The following is an 18,033-nucleotide window of genomic DNA, read 5'->3' as shown; positions in this document are numbered from 1 at the left end:
GGGGAGCGCGCCGTGCCCGGTTCCGATGTTTCCAGGTGTCCTTTCCCCGATCCGGCCGAACCCGGCCGGGAGCCCGCCCGCGTCCCGTCGATGATCGTCAACGGCCCGGCGGCCCTGGACGTGGTACCCCACCCGAAGGAGGCCCGCACATGAACGCTCCGCAGCCCGAACCCCATCCGTCCTTCCACGGCTGTCCCGTGCTCGACCCGACGGCGAGCGCACCGCACGCCGAGGCCGCCGCGCTGCGGGAGCGGGGCCCCGCCGCGCTGGTCGAACTGCCGGGAGGCGTGCGGGCCTGGTCGGTGACCCGGCACGCGGTCATCCAGGCGCTGACCACCGATCCGCGGGTCTCCCGCGACTACCGCCGGCACTGGCCGGGGGCGGCGCAGGTGCCGGAGGGCTGGGTGCTGGGGTCGGTCGCGTTCCAGGACAGCTTCTTCAACCAGTACGGGGCCGAGCACCGCGCCGCGCGGGGCCGGATCGCGCCGACCTTCCTGCCGCGCCGGGCGGAGCGGATGCGCCCGCAGGTGCAGGAGACCGCCGACCGGCTGGTGGACGAACTCGGCGCGCTCGCCCCCGGGGAGCGCGCCGACCTGCGGGAGGCCCTGGCGCGGCCGCTGACGATGACGGTGATCTGCGACCTGTTCGGTGTCCCGGAGAAGATGCGCGAGACGCTGGGCGAGCTGGTCGACACGGTGCTGGACTCCTCCCTCGACGAGACCGCGGCGCTGGCCGCGCAGACCGAACTCTACGGACGCCTGGGCGAGTTGGTGGAGTACAAGCGGGCCCGTCCGGCGTCCGACCTGACCAGCGACCTGCTGCTGTCCGACCGTCCCGGCGAACAGCCGCTGACCGAGCACCAGTTGCTCGGCACGCTGCTGACGATGATCGCCGCCGGGTTCGAGACCGCCGTCAACCTGATCACCAGCGCGGCCCTCGAACTGCTCACCCACCCCGAGGAGTCGGCCCGGCTGCGGGCGGGCGCGATCGGCTGGGCGGACGTGATCGAGGAGACGCTGCGGCTGGACGGCCCGGTCATGCACCTCCCGCTGCGGTACGCGGTCGAGGACATCGACCTCGGCGAGGGCGTGCTGATCCGCGCGGGCGATCCGATCATCATCGGGTTCGCCGCCGCCGGACGCGACCCGGAGCGCCACCCCGACCGCCCGGACGCGTTCGACCCCTCCCGTCCCGACAAGGGCCACCTGGCGTTCGGCCACGGCCCGCACTTCTGCCTGGGCGCGCCGCTCGCCCGGCTGGAGGCCGAGATCGCGCTGCGCACGCTGTTCGAGCGGCTGCCCGACCTCGCGCTGGCCGAGCCCGGCCGGGAGCCCGCACGGCTGCCCTCGATGATCGTCAGCGGTCCGGCGGCGCTGGAGGTGGTGCCCCGCCCGGCGGCCTGAGCACCCCGCCCGGCGGCCTGAGCACCCGGCCCGGCGGCCGCCCGAACGCACCGGTCACGCCTCGGTAGGGTGGGCGGTCGGGAACGACCCAGGAGGCGGTGTGCGGCAGTACCGGGCGATGGTGGCGGTGGGCGACTCGTTCACGGAGGGGATGTGCGACGACGTCCTGCCCGACGGGCACTTCCGCGGGTGGGCGGACCGGGTCGCGGCCGCACTGGCCGCCGAGGCCGGGTCGGCCGGCTTCCGGTACGCCAACCTGGCGGTGCGCGGGAAGCTGATCGGCCAGATCCGCGCCGAGCAGGTCGGCCCGGCCGCCGCCACCGACGCCGACCTGGTGACGCTGGCGGGCGGCCTGAACGACGTGCTGCGCCCGGGCTGCGACGTCGCGCAGGTCGAGCGGCTGCTCGGCGAGTGCGTCCGCGGCCTGCTCGCCGAGGGCCGCACCGTGGTGCTGTTCACCTCCACCGACCCGACCCGCCGGATGGCCGGAAGCCGCCGGCTGCTACCCGCGATCCTGCGGATGAAGGCGTACGTGGAGGGCCTGGTGCGCGAGCACCCGGGCCAGGTGGTGCTGGTCGACCTGTTCTCGGCGCCGGTGTTCGACGACCGCCGGCTCTGGGCGGAGGACCGGCTGCACCTGTCCCCGGAGGGCCACCGCCGGGTCGCGCTGGCGGTGCTGGAGGCGCTCGGCCGCCCGGCGGACCGGGACTGGCGGGCGCCGCTGGCCGAGCCGGACACCCGCACCCGCGGCCGGAAGGCGCGCGAGGACGTCCGCTGGCTGGGCACCCACGTCGGCCCGTGGATCGGCCGCCGACTGCGCGGGCGCTCCTCCGGGGACGGCCGCCCGGCCAAGCGCCCGGACCTGCTGCCGTACGGGGGCTGAGCGGGGCCGGGCGGGCCCGCGCCTAGGTGAGCCGCAGGGTGAGGCCGACCGTGCCCGTCCGGCCGCGGCGCAGCCGGCTGCCGAGCAGGGTGAGCCGCCCGACCAGCCCGTACTTGCGGGCGAGCAGCCGCCGGTAGCGCTCGGTGGTCTCGGCGTCGGCGATCTCGGCGCGCGCGGGCAGCGCCTCGCCGCGCGGGTTGCCGCGCACGTCGCACGGGCCGACCAGGACGTCGGCGCGCCGCCGGATCCGCTTGACCTTCCAGGAGTGCGCGGTGGTCCACGCCCCGAGCGCGTCGCCGTCCCGGACCACCCAGACGGGGGTGGGCACGCCGGTGCCGTCCTTCTTGTAACTGGTGATCAGCAGGTACTTGCCGGCGGCGAGCCGGTCCAGCGCGGTGTCGGCCATTGGGGGAGTGTACGGCGCCGACCGGCCGTCAGGCCGCCGGCACGGCGTCCTGGTCCGGGTCGGCGCGCGGTTCGGCGCGCGGTCCGCCGGGCTCCCCGGCGACCGGCCGGGCCGCGGGCGGCGGCGTCACGGTGGCCCGCCACAGCAGGGCCGCCGACCAGCAGGAGGCGGCCAGCAGCAGCCCGTTGCGGAGCAGGATGACCCCGGTCGGCCACCACCCGCCGGCCTGCATCGAGTCGAAGAACAGCGGGTAGTCGACGGTGGTCACGCCGACCGCGGGCAGCAGCAGGAACGCCACCGGCCGCTGCGTGGTGCCCTCCACGGTCAGGCAGACCGCCACCAGGCCGATCAGCCACACCAGGTACTGCGGGGAGATCACCCGGCTGGTGACGGTGAACAGCAGCACCGCGCTCAGCGCCGCGTCGTACGGGGTGGCGGCCGTCCAGCGCCGGGCCCGCACCCGCCACAGCAGCAGCCAGCCGAACGCGGCGGCGGTCAGCAGCAGCGACAGCTGCGAGAGGCGGTGCACGTACCGGCCGAGGAACTCGAACGAGCCGTAGTGCTGCTCGACCCGGCCGGACCAGCCGAACTGCCGGGCCAGCTGGAGGACGCTGCCGCCCAGCGACTCGATCTCCACGCCCCGGCCGCGCTGGGCGTGCAGGAAGTCGAAGGTGTGGTCGAAGAACGCGGCGAACACCAGCAGCAGGGCGAGCGCCGACACGGCGGCGGCCGTCCAGGCCTGGCGGGTGGTGCGGCCGCGCGGGGTGCCCAGGACGGTCAGCGCCGGCCACACCTTCACCAGCGCGCCGATCCCGGCCAGCGCCCCGCCCAGCCGGGGCCGGGCCGGGAACAGCAGCAGCGCGCCGACCGCGAGCGCGGTGGCCGCCAGGTCGTAGCGGCCGTAGGGCAGGCCGAGCAGCAGCGGCAGGGCCAGCGCCCAGGCCCAGGCGCCCCACACCGAGCGCCCCGGGCCCCGGCCGGCCGCCAGCAGCGCGACCTGCACGGCGGCGTCGGCCAGCAGCATCAGCAGCACGAACGCCTGGAGGTAGGACAGCAGCGGCAGCGCGCCCGGCGCGAGCATCGGCAGCGCCGCGCCGGGCGGGTACTGCCAGGTGACGTCGTCGACCGGGAAGGTGCCGGTGCGCAGGACCCGGTACCAGCCCCGGTACAGCTGGTGCACCTCGACGGCGGGCTCGGCCCGGCCGGAGCGGATCAGACCGACCATCAGCACCCGGCTGGCGACCCAGTACGCGGCGAGGGCGAGCACCTCGCGGGGCCAGGTGGCGGGGCGGGTCCAGCGGACCGGCCGGTCGGGAGCCCGGACGGCCGGGGCGGGGGCCTGGGCCACCATGTCCTCCAGTGCGCTCTGATGCCGTCCCGGGGGCGGGCTCGAAAAGGTCGTCCGTCTCTCATATCAGACAAATCGGGCAGGCTCCGGGTCGCTCGGCGCGTGTCCCCGGACGTCCCCGGGACGCGCCACGCCCCGGGCGGCCACCCGGTCCACCGGACTCCCGTCGGTCGGACCTGCCAGAATGCTCGGGCGACACCGCGCAACCGTCATGAAGGGGTGACCGGCACCGTGACCATGCCCGTCGAACGCAAGATCGCCGAAGAACTCGGCGTCCGCGAGAACCAGGTGCAGGCCGCCGTCGGCCTGCTCGACGGCGGAGCGACCGTGCCCTTCATCGCCCGGTACCGCAAGGAGGCCACCGGCGCCCTCGACGACACCCAGCTGCGCACCCTGGAGGAGCGGCTGCGGTACCTGCGCGAGCTGGAGGAGCGCCGCACCGCCGTCCTGGAGTCCATCGAGGCCCAGGGGAAGCTGGACGACGCGCTGCGCGCCCAGGTCCTCGCCGCCGACTCCAAGGCCCGGCTGGAGGACATCTACCTCCCGTACAAGCCCAAGCGGCGCACCAAGGCGCAGATCGCCCGCGAGGCCGGCCTCGAACCGCTCGCCGACACCCTGCTCGCCGACCCGGGCCAGGACCCGTCCGCCCTCGCCGCCCGGTACGTCAACGAGCAGGTCGCCGACGCGCCCGCCGCGCTGGAGGGCGCCCGCGCCATCCTGGTCGAGCGCTTCGGCGAGGACGCCGACCTGGTCGGCTCGCTGCGCGAGCGGATGTGGACGCGCGGCCGGCTGGTCGCGAAGGTCCGCGACGGCAAGGAGCAGGACGGCGCCAAGTTCGCCGACTACTTCGACTTCGCCGAGCCGTACACCAAGCTGCCCTCGCACCGCATCCTGGCCATGCTGCGCGGCGAGAAGGAGGAGGTCCTCGACCTCGACCTCTCCCCGTACGACGGCGAGCAGGAGGCCGACCTGCCCGGCGCGAGCGACTACGAGCAGCGGATCGCCGCCCGCTTCGGCATCGCCGACCGCGGCCGCCCCGCCGACAAGTGGCTCACCGACACCGTCCGCTGGGCCTGGCGCACCCGCGTCCTGGTCCGGCTCGGCATCGACCTGCGCACCCGGCTGCGGGCCGAGGCCGAGGACGAGGCGGTGCGGGTCTTCGCCGCCAACCTGCGCGACCTGCTGCTCGCCGCCCCCGCCGGGACGCGCGCCACCATGGGCCTCGACCCGGGCTTCCGCACCGGCGTCAAGGTCGCCGTGGTCGACGCCACCGGCAAGGTCGTCGCGCACGAGACGATCTACCCGCACCAGCCCGCCAACAAGTGGGACGCCGCGCTCGCCACCCTGGCCCGGCTCGCCGCCCGGCACCGGGTCGACCTGGTCGCGATCGGCAACGGCACCGCCTCCCGGGAGACCGACCGGCTCGCCGCCGACCTGATCAAGCGCCACCCCGAGCTCGGCCTGACCAAGGTGATGGTCAGCGAGGCCGGCGCCTCCGTCTACTCCGCCTCCGCGTTCGCCGCCCAGGAGCTCCCCGGGCTGGACGTGTCGATCCGCGGCGCCGTCTCCATCGCCCGCCGCCTCCAGGACCCGCTGGCCGAACTCGTCAAGATCGACCCCAAGTCGATCGGCGTCGGCCAGTACCAGCACGACCTGAGCGAGCTCAAGCTCTCCCGCTCGCTGGACGCCGTGGTCGAGGACTGCGTCAACGCCGTCGGCGTCGACGTCAACACCGCCTCCGCGCCGCTGCTCACCCGGGTCTCCGGCATCACCGGCACCCTCGCCGACAACATCGTCGCCCACCGGGACGCCAACGGGCCGTTCCGCACCCGCAAGGCGCTCAAGGACGTCGCCCGGCTCGGCCCCAAGGCGTTCGAGCAGTGCGCGGGCTTCCTGCGCATCCCCGACGGCGACGACCCGCTGGACGCCTCGGCCGTCCACCCCGAGGCGTACCCGGTGGTCCGCCGCATCCTCGCCGCCACCGGCGGGCAGCTGCGCGAACTCATCGGCAACGGCCCGGCGCTGCGCGCGCTGCGGCCCGGCGACTTCGCCGACGCCACCTTCGGCGTGCCGACCGTCACCGACATCCTCGGCGAGCTCGACAAGCCCGGCCGGGACCCGCGCCCCGCCTTCCAGACCGCCACCTTCAAGGACGGCGTGGAGAAGATCTCCGACCTGGAGGTCGGCATGGTCCTGGAGGGCGTGGTCACCAACGTCGCCGCGTTCGGCGCCTTCGTCGACATCGGCGTCCACCAGGACGGCCTGGTGCACGTCTCCGCGCTGTCCAGGAACTTCGTCAAGGACCCGCGCGAGGTGGTCAAGCCCGGCGACATCGTCCGCGCCAAGGTCACCGCCGTCGACGTCCAGCGCAAGCGGATCGGCCTGACGCTGCGCCTCGACGACGAGACCGCCCCCGGCTCCGGCCCCGGCGCCGGTGGTGGCAACCGCCGCGAGCAGACCCCCCGCCGGGACTCCCGGCCCCCGCGCCAGGACCGCCGCCCGAACAGCGCCCCGCCCGCACCCGCCAACTCCGCGATGGCCGACGCCCTCCGCCGCGCCGGCCTCGGCAAGTAGCGCGCCCGGCGCGCCGGTCGGGCCCCGCGGGGTGGGGCCCGACCGCCGTCAGGCGGTGCGGGACTCGACGGCGAGCGCGACGAGCTCCGGCCACCAGGGCTCGCGGTACTGGGAGAGCAGGCGCTGGGCCTCCTCCGGGGCGACCGGGCGCACCTCTACCACCTGCTCGCCGTCGTCCGGGTTGGTGGGCTCGGAGTCGACCAGGACGTCCGCCCAGCCCCAGAGCCAGGCCTTGACCGGGTGCGGCTGCCAGGGGCGGTACGGCACCGCCCCGTCGCTGACGGCCAGGTGGTGGCCGATCCAGGTCGGCGGGCCGAGCAGCCGGGCGCCGGCCTCCTCGCGCAACTCGCGCTCCAGGCAGGACTCGACGCTCTCGGCGGCCTCCCGGGTGCCGCCCGGCAGGAACCAGTGGCCGCGGACGTCCCGGCACAGGACGACCCGGCCCTCGGCGAAGCCGACCAGGTGGATGTTGGTGACCAGCTCGTCGGGTGGCAGGTCGGCGGTGAACTGGGCGTCGATGCCGCCCCACTCCCAGCGCTGCGGCGCGTGCAGGGCCGGGTACCTGGCCGCCAGTTCGGTGCTGTCGCTTGTTCTGCGTGTGGTGTCCGTCATCGATCGATCGTAGTCCTGGACGCACCCGAACGGACCCGGATGGTCAACGAAGCGAACGAAACGTCACCCTCTCGTGGCGGTCCGTCAACCCGGCACGCCGGTGGTTCACCTGACGGGGTGTAGCGCGGCGGTGTCGTTCGTGGACGCCGTTCGTGAGCGTCGTTCGGCGGTGTCGTTCGCGGGCGCCACCCGTCGGCGTCACTCGGGGGCACTCGGGGGCGACGACCACCGCCCGGGCGGCGTCCCGGACCTCGGGCCCGGCGTGCTCGCGCAGCGCGGCCAGCCGGGCGGTGGCCCGTTCGGCGTCCGCCGCCAGCAGGTGCCCGAACCCGTCGTGCGCCCGGGCCGGCAGCAGTCGGGCGGCGACGAGTTCCGCGTGCCGTCCGCGCACCAGTGCCTCGCGCAGCTCCCGCCGGACGGCGTACGGCGCCCGCAGGTAGGCGTCCGGCACCGCCCGGCCCAACTCCGGTACGGTGCGCAGCGCGTCGATCGCCCGGCCGCGCACCACCCGGTCCGGGTCGGTCGGCCGGCCGCCGAGCAGGTCGGCCCGGCCGGTGAGCACCGCGCCGAACGCCGCCGGCCGCCGCCCGTACCGGCCGGGCTCGGCCAACTCGCCGGTCAGCGCGCGGGCCCCGGCGGGCGCGGCGGCGTCGGGGTTCGGCACGGGGCCCATGCTCGCCGCGCGGACGGCGGACGGCGGTCCGGCGGGGACCGTTCTGCTACCGAACGCGGACCGTTCCGTTGCCGGTCTGTCGTGGGGATCGGCTAGAGTCCGGCACGAAGTATGAAAGAGGGATGAGAACGGTATTAGGGGGAAACCCAGCACTGCCCGCGTGTCGGGCCGGGTGACCGCAGCGGCACCCGCCGCGGCGACGGCCGGAGCCGCCGCCCCGGCCGACACGTCCGAGCTGCCGGAGGAACGCCTCCGCACCGATCGCATCCCGTCCGGGCCCCGGAACCACCGGGCCGGACACCACCCGGACCCGGAGACACCGTGCCGGGACGTTCCCCAGGGGGAGAAGAACCAGATGTTCAAGACCGGACGCGTGCTCCTCGCCGCCACCTCCGTCGCCCTGCTCGCGCTGACCGCGACCGCCTGCAACGACAACGACTCCGACGGCGGCCTGGCCGGGTCGGGCAACAAGAGCGCCGAGGCCGGCAGCACCGGCTCGGGCGCGGACAAGTCCGGCGCGCTGGGCGGCGCCGTGGACGCGGTCTCGCTGCTCAAGTCGGTGAGCGACAAGACCGCCGCCGCGAAGTCCGCCAAGGTCGAGGTCACCAACGAGATGGGCACCTCCACCACCAGCATGAAGGGCGCCCTCTCCTGGGAGAACGGCCTCCAGGGCGAGATGAGCGGCGGCATCGGCGGCGGCGCGATGGGCGAGTCCCTGGCCAAGGCCGGCAGCGACGGCAAGATGAGCGCCCGCTACCTCAGCGACGCGATGTACATCAACATGGGCGACGCGATGGCCGGCCAGCTCGGCGGCGCGCACTGGATCAAGTACGGCTACGCGGACCTCACCAAGCTGATGGGCCCGGCCGGCGACAGCCTCAAGAACCAGATCCAGAACGCCGACCCGATCTCCTCGGTGCGCGCCCTGATCGCCTCCGGCCAGATCACCAAGGCCGGCACCGACAAGGTCAACGGCACCGAGGCCACCAAGTACACCGGCGACCTCAGCGCGACCGACATCACCGCGGCCACCACCAAGGGCCTGACCCAGGACCAGATCGACGCCCTGGAGAAGCAGTTCAGCGCCGCCGGGATCAGCACCGAGCACATCGAGATCTGGATCAGCAAGGACAACCTGCTGCTGAAGAAGATCGAGCAGTTCGACAGCAAGGCCGGCAAGGTCACCTCGACCGCCGTCTACTCCGACTACGGCACCGCGATCAAGGTCAGCGCCCCGCCGGCGAGCGACACCGTCGACTTCGCCGAGCTGATGGCCGCGGGCTCGGACTCCGGTTCCTGACCCGCCGTCGTCCCCGGTACCACCCCACCACCGCCCACCGGGCCGGAGCCGCCGCGGCTCCGGCCCGGTGGCCGTTCCCGCGGGGGTGGAGACGAACCGGCCCGGCCGATCGCGCTTACTGACTGTGGGGGAGCGCGACGGCCGGGCCGTGTGGGGGTTGGTTCTCAACAGCCGCCCCGGAAGGCGGATTTCGAACTCCTTGCGCGGAGCGGCAGGACCGTTTCCGTGCACTCAAAATGCCCGGCCCGCCGAGGCCCGTCAAGCGTTCCCGGCCCACTTGAGCTGCCCTTAAGGCTCCCTTCGCCGACACCACTGGTGCCGGGCCCCTGCCGGGGGCGGCGGGCGGCGGGCGGGTCAGACGCCGACCACGGCGGTGCCGGCGGCCTCGAACGCGGCGAGCTCCTCGGCCGGGGCGGCGCCGTCGGTGACCAGGGTGTGCAGGCTCCCGGCCGGGGCGACCCGGGCGAAGGCGGTGCGGCCGAGCTTGCCGCCGTCGGCGGCCACGACCGTGCGGCGGGCGGCGGCCATCGCGGCCTGCTTCACGGTCGCGTCGTCGAGGTCGTACGCGGTCAGCCCGTCGGCGGCGCTCAGGGCGCAGCAGCCGAGCACGGCGGTGTCGAAGCGCAGCGCGTTGATCGAGGCGAGGGCGAGCGGCCCGGTCAGCGCGCCCTCGGCGGCGCGCGGGCGGCCGCCGGGGACGAGCAGGGTGGCCGGCCCGGGGGCGTCGCCGAAGACGTGCACGGCGGGCAGCGACAGCGGCATCACGGTGACCGGGCGCTCGCGCAGCAGCCGGGCGACCTCCAGGCAGGTGGTGCCGCTGTCGAGCAGGACGCTCTCGCCGTCGGCGATGAGCGCGCTGACCCCGGCGGCGATCCGGCGCTTGGCGTCCACGGCCTCGCGGGCGCGCAGCGCGAACGGCGGCTCCTCGCCGCGCAGCAGCAGGGTGCGGGCGCCGCCGCGGAAGCGCTCCAGGGCGCCCTGGGCAGCGAGGGTGTCGAGGTCGCGGCGGACGGTCATCTCGGAGGCGCCGGTGAGGTGGGCGAGTTCGAGGACGGTGGCGCTGCCCGCGTCGCGGACGGTCTGGGCGATCAGGGTGTGGCGCTCCGCGGTGTTCATACCGGAAGTGAACCGCAGCTCGAAGCGAACAGGCAAGCTGTTCGATAGCGTGGTTTCGCACATCGAAAATGTTCGTTATGGTCGACGGCATGGATCGCTCGCTCCGGGCCGCCCGGGTGGCGACCTATGTCTACTTCGTCCTGTGCGGCACCCTGACGGGCGTCTGGGTCGTGCACATCCCCGCCGTCGAGGCCCGGGTCGGCATCGGCCACGCCGCCCTCGGCGGACTGCTCGTCCTGCTCGGCCTCGGCGCCTTCGGCGGCATGCGGGCCGCGGGCGGCCTCACCGACCGGCTCGGCGCCCGCACCGTCGTCCCCGCCTCCGGCGCGCTGTGCGCCGCCTGCCTGGTGCTGCCCGGTCTCGCCCCGGACCCCTGGACGCTGGCGGGCGCGCTGCTGCTCTTCGGCTTCGCCAACGGCTGCCTGGACGTGAGCATGAACGCCCACGCCGTGCAGGTGGAGCGGGCCTACGGACGGCCCGTCATGTCCGGCTTCCACGCCACCTTCTCGGTCGGCGGCGTGATCGCCGCCCTCGCCGCCGCGGCGGCCACCGCCGCCGGGGCCGGACCGGCGGCCACCCTCGCCGTCCTCGGCGCGCTCGGCCTCGCCACCGCGCTGCTCACCGCCCGCGCCCTGCTGCCCGGCGCCGCGACCGCCGCCGCCGCCGATGCTGCCGATGCCGATGCCGATGCCGGGAACGCCGCGGCGCCCGCGGCCGTCGACCGCGGCACGGTCCGCCGACAGATCCGGATCTTCGCCGTGCTGGCCCTGCTAGTCATGCTCGCCGAGGGCGCCGCCAACGACTGGAGCGCCCTGCACCTCAAGGACGTGCTCGGCACCCCCGCGTCCACCGCCGCCTTCGCCTACGGCACCTACGCCGCCGCCATGACCACCGGCCGCCTGCTCGCCGACCGGATCGTCACCCGGTACGGCTCCACCGCCGTCCTGCGGTACGGCGCGCTCACCGCCGCCGTCGGCATCACGCTCGCCGCGCTCACCCCCTGGGTGTGGGCCGCCTTCCTCGGCTGGGCGCTGTTCGGCCTCGGCCTGTCCGGCTGCGTCCCGCAACTGCTCAGCGCCGCCGGGCACGCGGACCCCGCCGCCGCGGGCGCCAACGTCTCCCGGGTCGCCGGACTCGGCTACCTCGGGATGCTCGCCGGGCCCGCCGTGATCGGCTGGCTCACCCACCTCACCGCGCTCAACCACGCCTTCCTGCTGCTCACCCTGCTGTGCGCCGTCACCGCCGCCACCGCCGGTGTGCTGCGCGGCACCACCACCCCGGGTGCCCCCGCCGCCGCCGACCCGGCCGACTCCGGCGCCCTGGTGCGCGGCCCCCACTGACCGCCTGTGCGGCCCGGGCCGGGGCCGCACAGGCCGCCCGCGGCCGGGCGCTCCCCGCGGAGGTGCCCGGCCCCGGCCGGACGGCCTCGGCATCGGGCCCGGCCTCGGGCCCGGACCCGGCATCCGCCTCGGACCCCGCGGCCGCGCGGAACGCCGGGTAGCCGGGCAGCGCGGGCACCTCCCACCCCGCGGCGAGTTCGGCGAGCAGTAGCCGCACGGTCGCGGTGAAGGCCGGGTACCCCGCCAGGTCGAGCGCGCTCGTCCAGCGGTGCCGCAGCACCTGGCGCCGGGTGGGCACCGGCCGGCGGGTGCGGTGCATCGGCCCGTCCCCGGGCAGCGCGCGGCGCAGCAGGTGCACGGTCGAGTCGACCGTCCAGACCACCGCCGCCCGGGCCATCCCGTCCTCCCAGAGCGCGTCGTCGGCCAGGTCCGGGTACGGCGCCACCACCTCGGACCGGTAGGACTCCTCGATCCGCCGGGCCAGACCGGCCGGCAGCCGGTAGACGCACCAGCAGCTGGAGAACGGCATCCGGCAGTAGGCGGCGGTCAGGAAGACCGACTGGTAGCCGGCCGCCTCGAAGTCGATCAGCCGCAGGCCCTCCCCGGTGATCAGGTTGTTGTCGGGGCAGGTGTCCCCGGGGGAGAAACCGGGGTAGCGCTCGCCCCCGGCGGTGCCGACCGCGGCCAACTCGTCGGCCAGCCCCGGCGGGGCGGTCAGCCCGCACTCGGTGAGCAGCTCCAGGAAGGCGCCGATGTTCCGCCGCTGCCACGGCTCGTCCTCCCAGCTCGGCAGGCCCTGGTCGTGGCGCTGCCAGAGGGCCGCGAACTCGGCGCGCCGCGGCACCGAACGGGCCGCCAGCCGGCCCAGGCCCCCGGCCCACTCCAGCAGGCCGCGCTCGGCGGCCTTCGGGTCGGTGCCCAGCAGCAGGTCCGCCAGGGTGGGCGCGTCCCCCAGGTCCGCCATCACCAGCAGCCGACGCCCGGGGTCCGCGGCGAGCAGCTCCGGCCCGGCCAGGCCGAACGAGAGCCCGGCCGTCTCGCCGGTGTACGCGCGCCGCGCCTCGGGGCCGTCGGCGAACGCCTTGACGATCACGCTGCCGCCGGTGGCCGTCCGGCAGCGCAGCACGGTGCTCCGCGCGCTGCCGCCGAGGTCGACGGGGTCCCGCAGGGGCCGGCCCAGCAACGCGCCCGCGGCGCGCACGATCTCGTCCATCCCGGCATCCTGCCACCCGCCCCGGCCGGGCCCGCCGGTGTTGCCCGGGCCCGGAGCGGGCCGGTCCGGAACCCGTCCGGGCCGGGGGGAGAACCTCGGTTGAGCGGGTACCTCCCGGAGCCCGAACGGCTGCCGACGGCGGCGGGTCAGTGCAGGATGCCGGGTCAGTGCGGGATGGCGTCGATGATCTCGGCGGCCCCGGCGCGCTTGAGGGTGAGGGCCACGGAGGTGCCGAGGTCCTCGGGGGAGAGCGCTCCGGCCCACTCGTGGGCCTTGAGGACGCGCTTGCCGTCCGGGGTGAAGACCTGGCCGCGCAGGGAGAGGGTGCCGTCGGCCTCGGCCTCGGCGTACCCGGCGATGGGGGAGTTGCAGTGGCCCTGCAGGACGTGCAGGAACATCCGCTCGGCGGCGGCCTCGCGCCAGGTGCCGTGGTGGCCGAGGCCGGAGACGGTGTCGATGGTGCGGGTGTCGTCCTCGCGGCACTGCAGGGCGAGGATGCCGGCGCCGATCGGGGGGCACATCGCGTCGACGTCGAGGACCTCGCTGATCCGGTCGGTGGCGCCGATGCGCTCCAGGCCGGAGACGGCCAGCAGCAGGGCGTCGGCCTCGCCCGCGGCGAGCTTGGCGAGGCGGCCGTTGGCGTTGCCGCGGATCGGCACGGTCTCCAGGTGCGGGTGGGAGACGGCGAGTTGGGCGATCCGGCGGACGGAGGAGGTGCCGATCCGGGTGCCGGGCGGGAGCTGGTCGAGGGTCAGGCCGCCGGGGTGGACCAGGGCGTCGCGGATGTCGTCGCGCCGCAGGTGGGCGGCGAAGGTGGTGCCGGCCGGCAGCGGGCGGTCGGCGGGGACGTCCTTGAGGCAGTGCACCGCGAGGTCGGCCGCACCGTCGAGGAGCGCCTGGTCGACCTCCTTGGTGAAGGCGCCCTTCCCGCCGAGCGCGGCCAGGTCGCCCGGCCAGCGGTCGCCGGAGGTGGTGACGGGCACGACCTCGGTCCGGATGCCCGGATGGAGCGCGGCCAGTTCGGCGCGGACGCGTTCCACCTGGGCGAGCGCCATGGGCGAGGAGCGGGAGACGATGCGGACCAACTCGGCTGAGGGCATGTCGAGATGATAGGTCGTCATACGCGTCGGCCCGCGCCGGGGCCGGGCGGACACCCGGGGGGAATTCGGATTGCGGTCCGGCCGCGAACGCCCGTACGGTCGCGAGAGCACGCCGACTGCGGCACTGCGGCACGGCGGCACGGTGGTACGGCGGCACTGCGCCATGAGCGCAGTGCGAGCGCGAGGAGGGGGCGGCCGGGTGGCCGAGGTCGTCGAGTTGCTGTCCTACCCCGTCAAGGGGTGCGCCGGAACGCCGCTGCACAGCGCGGTGCTCACTCCCGCGGGCCTCGCGCACGACCGCAGCTTCATGGTCACCAGCGAGGAGGGCGTCTTCCGCACCCAGCGCCGTGACCCGCTGCTGGCCTCGATCCGCCCGGAGGTCAGCGCGGACGGAGCGAAGCTCGTCCTGTACGGCCCGGGCGCGGCGCCGGTCGCGATCGAGGTCGACACCGCCGGCCCTCCCAGGGACGTGGACCTGTTCGGGGCGCCGTTCAGGGGCATCGACCAGGGCGACGAGGTGGCCGCCTGGCTGTCCGAAGTGCTCCGCGCCCCGAGCCGACTGGTGCGGGTGCCGGCCGACCACGACCGGGTGACCGACGGCCGGACGCCCGGCACCTCCGGCTACGCCGACAGCCGCGCCGTCCACCTGCTCTCCCGGGCCACGCTGGACCGGCTGAACGAGCGGCTGCGCGAGTCCGGCGCCGCCCCCGTCCCGATGGAGCGGTTCCGCCCGAACATCGTGGTCGACGGCTGGGACGCCCCCCACACCGAGGACCGCGCCCACCGGATCGGCATCGCCGGCACCGAACTCGGCTACGCCAAGCTCGCGATCCGCTGCGCCGTCGTCATGGTCGACCAGCGGACCGGCGCCAGGGCGGGCCCCGAGCCGCTGCGCACCCTGGCCACCTACCGCCGGGCCGCCGGGGGCGGCGTCGCCTTCGGCGCGAAGTACGCCGTGCTGCGCCCCGGCGGACTGTCGGTGGGCGACGAGGTGCGCGTCACGTCCTGGGGCGGGTCGGAGCTCTGAACCCGGACGGGACGCGCGGCGCGGGCAGGGCGACGGCGGCCCCGCGGGGCGGTCAGACGCGGACCAGGCCCTTGCCGGCGGCGGACGCGGCGTCCAGGGCCTGCGAGTGGTACTCGGCGGCCAGGCCGCGCAGGCTCTCCATCGCCGGGTTGACGGCGGCCAGGGTCAGCTCGCGGCGGACGGTGGTGAGGTCGGCGCCCCAGACGTCGCGCAGGATGCGCTCGACGTACGGGGTGGAGTGGTCCCAGCCCTCGCGCGGGGTGCCGGGGGCGAAGCCGCCGCCGAGCGAGGTGACCAGGACGACCGGCTTGCCCTTGAGGAGCTCGGCGGTCGGGCCGGCGCCCGCGATGACCAGGTCGACCCAGGTCTTGAAGTGCTGGGAGACGCCCCAGTTGTAGAGCGGGACGGCGATGATCGCGGCGTCGGCGGCGCGCAGCTCCTCGGCGAGGGCGGCGCCGAGGGCGGCGGCCTCCTGCTGCTCGGGGGTGCGCTGGTCCTCGGGGGTGAAGGCGGCCAGCGTGGCGGTGGCCCAGACGTCGCCGGGCAGCGGGTCGGTGCCGAGGTTGCGGCGGGTGACGGTGCCCTCGGGGTGGGCGGCGGTCCACTCGGCCTCGGCGGCGTTGGCGAGCTCGGCGCTGGTGGAGGCGCCGGGCATGATGCTGGCGTCCAGGCGGAACAGGTTCATGACGGTCTCCTCGGTTCGCGCCCCGCCGGGGAACGGCGGGCGCGGGCGGGCACGGCGGGGCGGAGGTGCGGGCCGGGGAGGCGCCGCACTCGACGTAAGCGGACTTTACCCCGTTTCTGCTGCCGGGTAAATTGTGACCATGGACAGCCCCCTGGTCCCCTTCGGCGCACCCCCCGCCGAGCGCGCGGACGCCGCCCGCAACCGCGAAGTCCTGCTCTGCACCGCCCGCGCGATGATCGCCGAGCTCGGGGCGGACCACGTCACCATGGACGGCCTCGCCGAACGCGCCGGGCTGGGCAAGGGCACCGTGTTCCGCCGCTTCGGCACCCGGGCCGGGATCTTCCGCGCCCTGCTCGACGCCGAGGAGCAGCGCTTCCAGTGCCAGGTGCTGTCCGGCCCGCCCCCGCTCGGGCCCGGCGGCGACCCGGTCGACCGGCTGATCGCCTACGGCCGCGCCCGCACCCGCTTCCTGCTGGAGCGCCACGAGATCGCCCGCGCCGCGTTCGAGCGCAAGGGCCCCGTCCCGCCCGCGGTCGGCCCGAACTTCTCCCGCCCGCACATCCGGATGCTGCTGGGCCAGGCCGCCCTGGGCCTCCCCGACCCGGACACCCTCTCGCTGCAGCTCGCCAGCGCCCTGGAGGGCCCCGCGCTGCTCTTCCTGGTCGCCGACCAGCCCCCCGGGGGCCGGGCCGCCGGGTGCGGCGACAACGACCTGGGCGCCCTGCTCGGGGACGGCTGGCAGACCCTGGTCGAACGGATCGCCCGCCGCTGAGCGGGCCGCCCGGGCGGCTCCGCGTGTTCCGGCCCGGCAGCTTCGCGGGTTCCTGCTCGGCGGCTCCGCGCGTTCCGGCCCGGCGGTTCCGGTCCGGCGGCTCCGCGGGTTCCCGCCCGGGCGGCTCAGCCGCGGGTCAGCCAGACCATCTTGCGGCCGGTCTCGGCGGGGGCGGTCGGGGCCTCCTCGTCGATCCGGTCCAGCAGGTAGCCGAGCTTGCGGGGGACGGCGGCGCTCGCGGCGTTCGACTCGTCGCAGTGGATCTCGACGCGGGTGATCCCGGGCAGGGCCAGCGCCGCGCCGGTCAGGGCGCGGGCGGCGGCGGTGGCCAGGCCCCGGCCGGTGTGCTCGTGGTGCACCCAGTAGCCGATCTCCAGCGCACCGGGGCCGATCCGGCTGTGCAGGCCGAAGGCGCCGACCATCGCGGCCGGGTCCGCGTCCAGGCCCAGCAGGTACAGGAAGTCGGTGCCCTCCTCCCAGGCCTCCACGCCGCGCGCCGCGATCTGCTCGCTCTCCGCGAGCGTCGGCACGTGCTGCGCCCAGGGCATCCACGGGCGCAGGTGGGCGAGGTTGGCGATCACCGCGGCGTTCAGCGCGGCGGCGTCCGCCGACCCGCGGCGGCGCAGGTGCACGCCGCCGCCGACGGGCAGCAGTTCGGGCGGGCGGCCCGCGGTGACCGCTCGCACAGCGTGGTCGGGCGCGTCGGAGGAGTGACTCATGGACGGGAGTATGCGCCACGCCCGCCCGCTCCCACCAGCGGATATCCGGGACGCCGCCCCGGTCCGGCACCCCGCCGGCGCCCCGCTCGCCCCGGTCAGAGCCGGACCATCACCTCGTCCAGCGGCTTGCGCACCAGGTCGGGCACCCGGGCGTCCTCGGCGGGGTAGCCGACCGGGATGACGTACGCGGCGCGCTCCTCCGGCGGGCGGTCGCAGACCTCGTTCAGGAAGCGCATCGGGCTGGGCGTGTGGGTCAGCGTGGCCAGGCCCGCCTGGTGCAGCGCGGAGAGCAGGAAACCCACCGCGATGCCCACCGACTCCTTGGTGTAGTAGGGGCGCGGCGAGTGCGGGCCCTTGTGCACCTCGAACACCACGATCACCGCGGGCGCGTCCTCCAGGAACGGCTTGCGCCAGTCGGTGCCGATCGGGGCCAGCGCCGCCAGCCACTCCGCGGACGCCCGGTGGTCGTAGAACTCCCGCTCCTCCGCCTCGGCGGCCTCCCGCAGCCGCCGCTTGCGCTCCGGATCGGTGACCACCACGAACCGCCACGGCTGCACGTGCGCGCCGCTCGGCGCGGTCGCCGCCGTCCGCACCGCCCACTCCAGCACCCCCTCGGGCAGCGGGCGGGTCGAGTAGTCGCGCACGGTGCGGCGCCGGGCCATCACCTGGTGGAAGTCCCGGCAGCGGTCCGCCGCCTCGTGGGCGGGGACGCTCATCGGGTGGTGCGGCGTCGTCGGGTGGGATGGCGCCGTCGGGCGGGACGGAACCGGAGCGGGTGCACTGTCAGCCATGCGCGCCACCCCAGCACGCCGGGCGCCCCGGCGGAAGGGGCCGGGGCGCGGTCGGCGATTACCGGCAAGTC

At 75.7% G+C, this 18,033-nt stretch carries 17 protein-coding genes; 7 read left to right on the top strand and 10 right to left on the bottom strand.

Features of this window, described 5'->3' with window-relative positions:
• Positions 1-149 precede the first annotated feature (149 nt).
• Complete coding sequence (locus tag HUT16_RS08105) at positions 150-1,403, top strand: cytochrome P450 (protein ID WP_176186867.1); 1,254 nt, start codon at positions 150-152, stop codon at positions 1,401-1,403.
• Between the two features lie 100 nt (positions 1,404-1,503).
• Complete coding sequence (locus HUT16_RS08100; RefSeq protein WP_176186865.1) at positions 1,504-2,286, top strand: SGNH/GDSL hydrolase family protein; 783 nt, start codon at positions 1,504-1,506, stop codon at positions 2,284-2,286.
• A gap of 22 nt (positions 2,287-2,308) precedes the next feature.
• On the opposite strand, the gene HUT16_RS08095 is transcribed toward HUT16_RS08100, so the two are convergent.
• Together HUT16_RS08095 and HUT16_RS08090 are read right to left on the bottom strand one after the other, a co-directional pair.
• Complete coding sequence (locus HUT16_RS08095) at positions 2,309-2,692, bottom strand: PPOX class F420-dependent oxidoreductase (RefSeq protein WP_176186863.1); 384 nt, start codon at positions 2,690-2,692, stop codon at positions 2,309-2,311.
• Positions 2,693-2,720: 28 nt separating this feature from the next.
• A complete protein-coding gene (locus HUT16_RS08090; RefSeq protein ID WP_176186861.1) occupies positions 2,721-4,043 on the bottom strand; it encodes a glycosyltransferase family 87 protein in 1,323 nt (440 codons plus the stop codon).
• A gap of 234 nt (positions 4,044-4,277) precedes the next feature.
• On the opposite strand from HUT16_RS08090, the gene HUT16_RS08085 reads away from it, so the two are divergent.
• Positions 4,278-6,614, top strand: coding sequence for a Tex family protein (locus HUT16_RS08085; RefSeq protein WP_217712168.1), 2,337 nt, complete (start codon positions 4,278-4,280; stop codon positions 6,612-6,614).
• 48 nt (positions 6,615-6,662) lie between these two features.
• Here the strand turns inward: HUT16_RS08085 and HUT16_RS08080 are convergent, their stop codons facing one another.
• On the bottom strand, positions 6,663-7,226 hold the full coding sequence (locus HUT16_RS08080; protein ID WP_176186859.1) for an NUDIX domain-containing protein: 564 nt from the start codon (positions 7,224-7,226) through the stop codon (positions 6,663-6,665).
• Positions 7,227-7,269: 43 nt separating this feature from the next.
• A complete protein-coding gene (locus HUT16_RS08075; protein ID WP_176186857.1) occupies positions 7,270-7,890 on the bottom strand; it encodes a hypothetical protein in 621 nt (206 codons plus the stop codon).
• Positions 7,891-8,254: 364 nt separating this feature from the next.
• Here HUT16_RS08075 and HUT16_RS08070 point away from each other — a divergent pair, with 364 nt between their 5' ends.
• Positions 8,255-9,199: a hypothetical protein gene (locus HUT16_RS08070; protein ID WP_176186855.1), complete on the top strand. Its 945-nt coding sequence runs from the start codon at positions 8,255-8,257 to the stop codon at positions 9,197-9,199.
• A gap of 354 nt (positions 9,200-9,553) precedes the next feature.
• On the opposite strand, the gene HUT16_RS08065 is transcribed toward HUT16_RS08070, so the two are convergent.
• Positions 9,554-10,315 (bottom strand): DeoR/GlpR family DNA-binding transcription regulator, encoded by a 762-nt coding sequence (locus HUT16_RS08065; RefSeq protein WP_176186853.1) that lies wholly within the window; start codon positions 10,313-10,315, stop codon positions 9,554-9,556.
• An 89-nt stretch (positions 10,316-10,404) separates the two neighbouring features.
• On the opposite strand from HUT16_RS08065, the gene HUT16_RS08060 reads away from it, so the two are divergent.
• Positions 10,405-11,655: an MFS transporter gene (locus HUT16_RS08060; RefSeq protein WP_254897703.1), complete on the top strand. Its 1,251-nt coding sequence runs from the start codon at positions 10,405-10,407 to the stop codon at positions 11,653-11,655.
• Here HUT16_RS08060 and HUT16_RS08055 read toward each other — a convergent pair.
• Positions 11,552-12,868: a hypothetical protein gene (locus HUT16_RS08055; RefSeq protein WP_254897702.1), complete on the bottom strand. Its 1,317-nt coding sequence runs from the start codon at positions 12,866-12,868 to the stop codon at positions 11,552-11,554. The two genes, HUT16_RS08060 and HUT16_RS08055, sit on opposite strands and share 104 nt — an antisense overlap.
• A 164-nt stretch (positions 12,869-13,032) precedes the next feature.
• Positions 13,033-13,968 carry a hydroxymethylbilane synthase gene (gene hemC, locus HUT16_RS08050; protein WP_176186849.1) on the bottom strand — a complete coding sequence of 312 codons (936 nt, stop codon included), beginning with the start codon at positions 13,966-13,968 and terminating at the stop codon, positions 13,033-13,035.
• Positions 13,969-14,167: 199 nt separating this feature from the next.
• On the opposite strand from hemC, the gene HUT16_RS08045 reads away from it, so the two are divergent.
• Positions 14,168-14,995: an MOSC domain-containing protein gene (locus HUT16_RS08045; RefSeq protein ID WP_254897701.1), complete on the top strand. Its 828-nt coding sequence runs from the start codon at positions 14,168-14,170 to the stop codon at positions 14,993-14,995.
• Between the two features lie 52 nt (positions 14,996-15,047).
• Here the strand turns inward: HUT16_RS08045 and HUT16_RS08040 are convergent, their stop codons facing one another.
• Positions 15,048-15,680, bottom strand: coding sequence for an FMN-dependent NADH-azoreductase (locus HUT16_RS08040; RefSeq protein ID WP_176186845.1), 633 nt, complete (start codon positions 15,678-15,680; stop codon positions 15,048-15,050).
• A gap of 139 nt (positions 15,681-15,819) precedes the next feature.
• Here HUT16_RS08040 and HUT16_RS08035 point away from each other — a divergent pair, with 139 nt between their 5' ends.
• Entirely contained in the window at positions 15,820-16,452 is a 633-nt protein-coding gene (locus HUT16_RS08035; protein WP_176186843.1) for a TetR/AcrR family transcriptional regulator, read from the top strand.
• A gap of 125 nt (positions 16,453-16,577) precedes the next feature.
• Here HUT16_RS08035 and HUT16_RS08030 read toward each other — a convergent pair whose 3' ends face one another.
• Positions 16,578-17,171, bottom strand: coding sequence for a GNAT family N-acetyltransferase (locus HUT16_RS08030; RefSeq protein ID WP_176186841.1), 594 nt, complete (start codon positions 17,169-17,171; stop codon positions 16,578-16,580).
• Between the two features lie 95 nt (positions 17,172-17,266).
• Entirely contained in the window at positions 17,267-17,887 is a 621-nt protein-coding gene (locus tag HUT16_RS08025; RefSeq protein WP_254897700.1) for a nitroreductase family protein, read from the bottom strand.
• Positions 17,888-18,033: the final 146 nt, after the last annotated feature.

This window comes from Kitasatospora sp. NA04385, assembly GCF_013364235.1.
Taxonomy (GTDB): Bacteria; Actinomycetota; Actinomycetes; order Streptomycetales; family Streptomycetaceae; genus Kitasatospora.
The sequence above is the reverse complement of the archived record's forward strand: the minus strand, read 5'-3'. Positions and strand labels throughout refer to the sequence as shown.

Bases quoted from the DNA above. Each gene is read 5' to 3' on its own strand.
- HUT16_RS08105 (WP_176186867.1), top strand. From the start codon at position 150: ATGAACGCTCCGCAGCCCGAACCCCATCCGTCCTTCCACGGCTGTCCC.
- HUT16_RS08070 (WP_176186855.1), top strand. From the start codon at position 8,255: ATGTTCAAGACCGGACGCGTGCTCCTCGCCGCCACCTCCGTCGCCCTG.
- HUT16_RS08095 (WP_176186863.1), bottom strand. From the start codon at position 2,692: ATGGCCGACACCGCGCTGGACCGGCTCGCCGCCGGCAAGTACCTGCTG.
- HUT16_RS08040 (WP_176186845.1), bottom strand. From the start codon at position 15,680: ATGAACCTGTTCCGCCTGGACGCCAGCATCATGCCCGGCGCCTCCACC.
- HUT16_RS08080 (WP_176186859.1), bottom strand. From the start codon at position 7,226: ATGACGGACACCACACGCAGAACAAGCGACAGCACCGAACTGGCGGCC.
- HUT16_RS08035 (WP_176186843.1), top strand. From the start codon at position 15,820: ATGGACAGCCCCCTGGTCCCCTTCGGCGCACCCCCCGCCGAGCGCGCG.
- hemC (WP_176186849.1), bottom strand. From the start codon at position 13,968: ATGCCCTCAGCCGAGTTGGTCCGCATCGTCTCCCGCTCCTCGCCCATG.
- HUT16_RS08085 (WP_217712168.1), top strand. From the start codon at position 4,278: ATGCCCGTCGAACGCAAGATCGCCGAAGAACTCGGCGTCCGCGAGAAC.
- HUT16_RS08090 (WP_176186861.1), bottom strand. From the start codon at position 4,043: ATGGTGGCCCAGGCCCCCGCCCCGGCCGTCCGGGCTCCCGACCGGCCG.
- HUT16_RS08030 (WP_176186841.1), bottom strand. From the start codon at position 17,171: ATGAGTCACTCCTCCGACGCGCCCGACCACGCTGTGCGAGCGGTCACC.
- HUT16_RS08060 (WP_254897703.1), top strand. From the start codon at position 10,405: ATGGATCGCTCGCTCCGGGCCGCCCGGGTGGCGACCTATGTCTACTTC.
- HUT16_RS08025 (WP_254897700.1), bottom strand. From the start codon at position 17,887: ATGAGCGTCCCCGCCCACGAGGCGGCGGACCGCTGCCGGGACTTCCAC.
- HUT16_RS08065 (WP_176186853.1), bottom strand. From the start codon at position 10,315: ATGAACACCGCGGAGCGCCACACCCTGATCGCCCAGACCGTCCGCGAC.
- HUT16_RS08055 (WP_254897702.1), bottom strand. From the start codon at position 12,868: ATGGACGAGATCGTGCGCGCCGCGGGCGCGTTGCTGGGCCGGCCCCTG.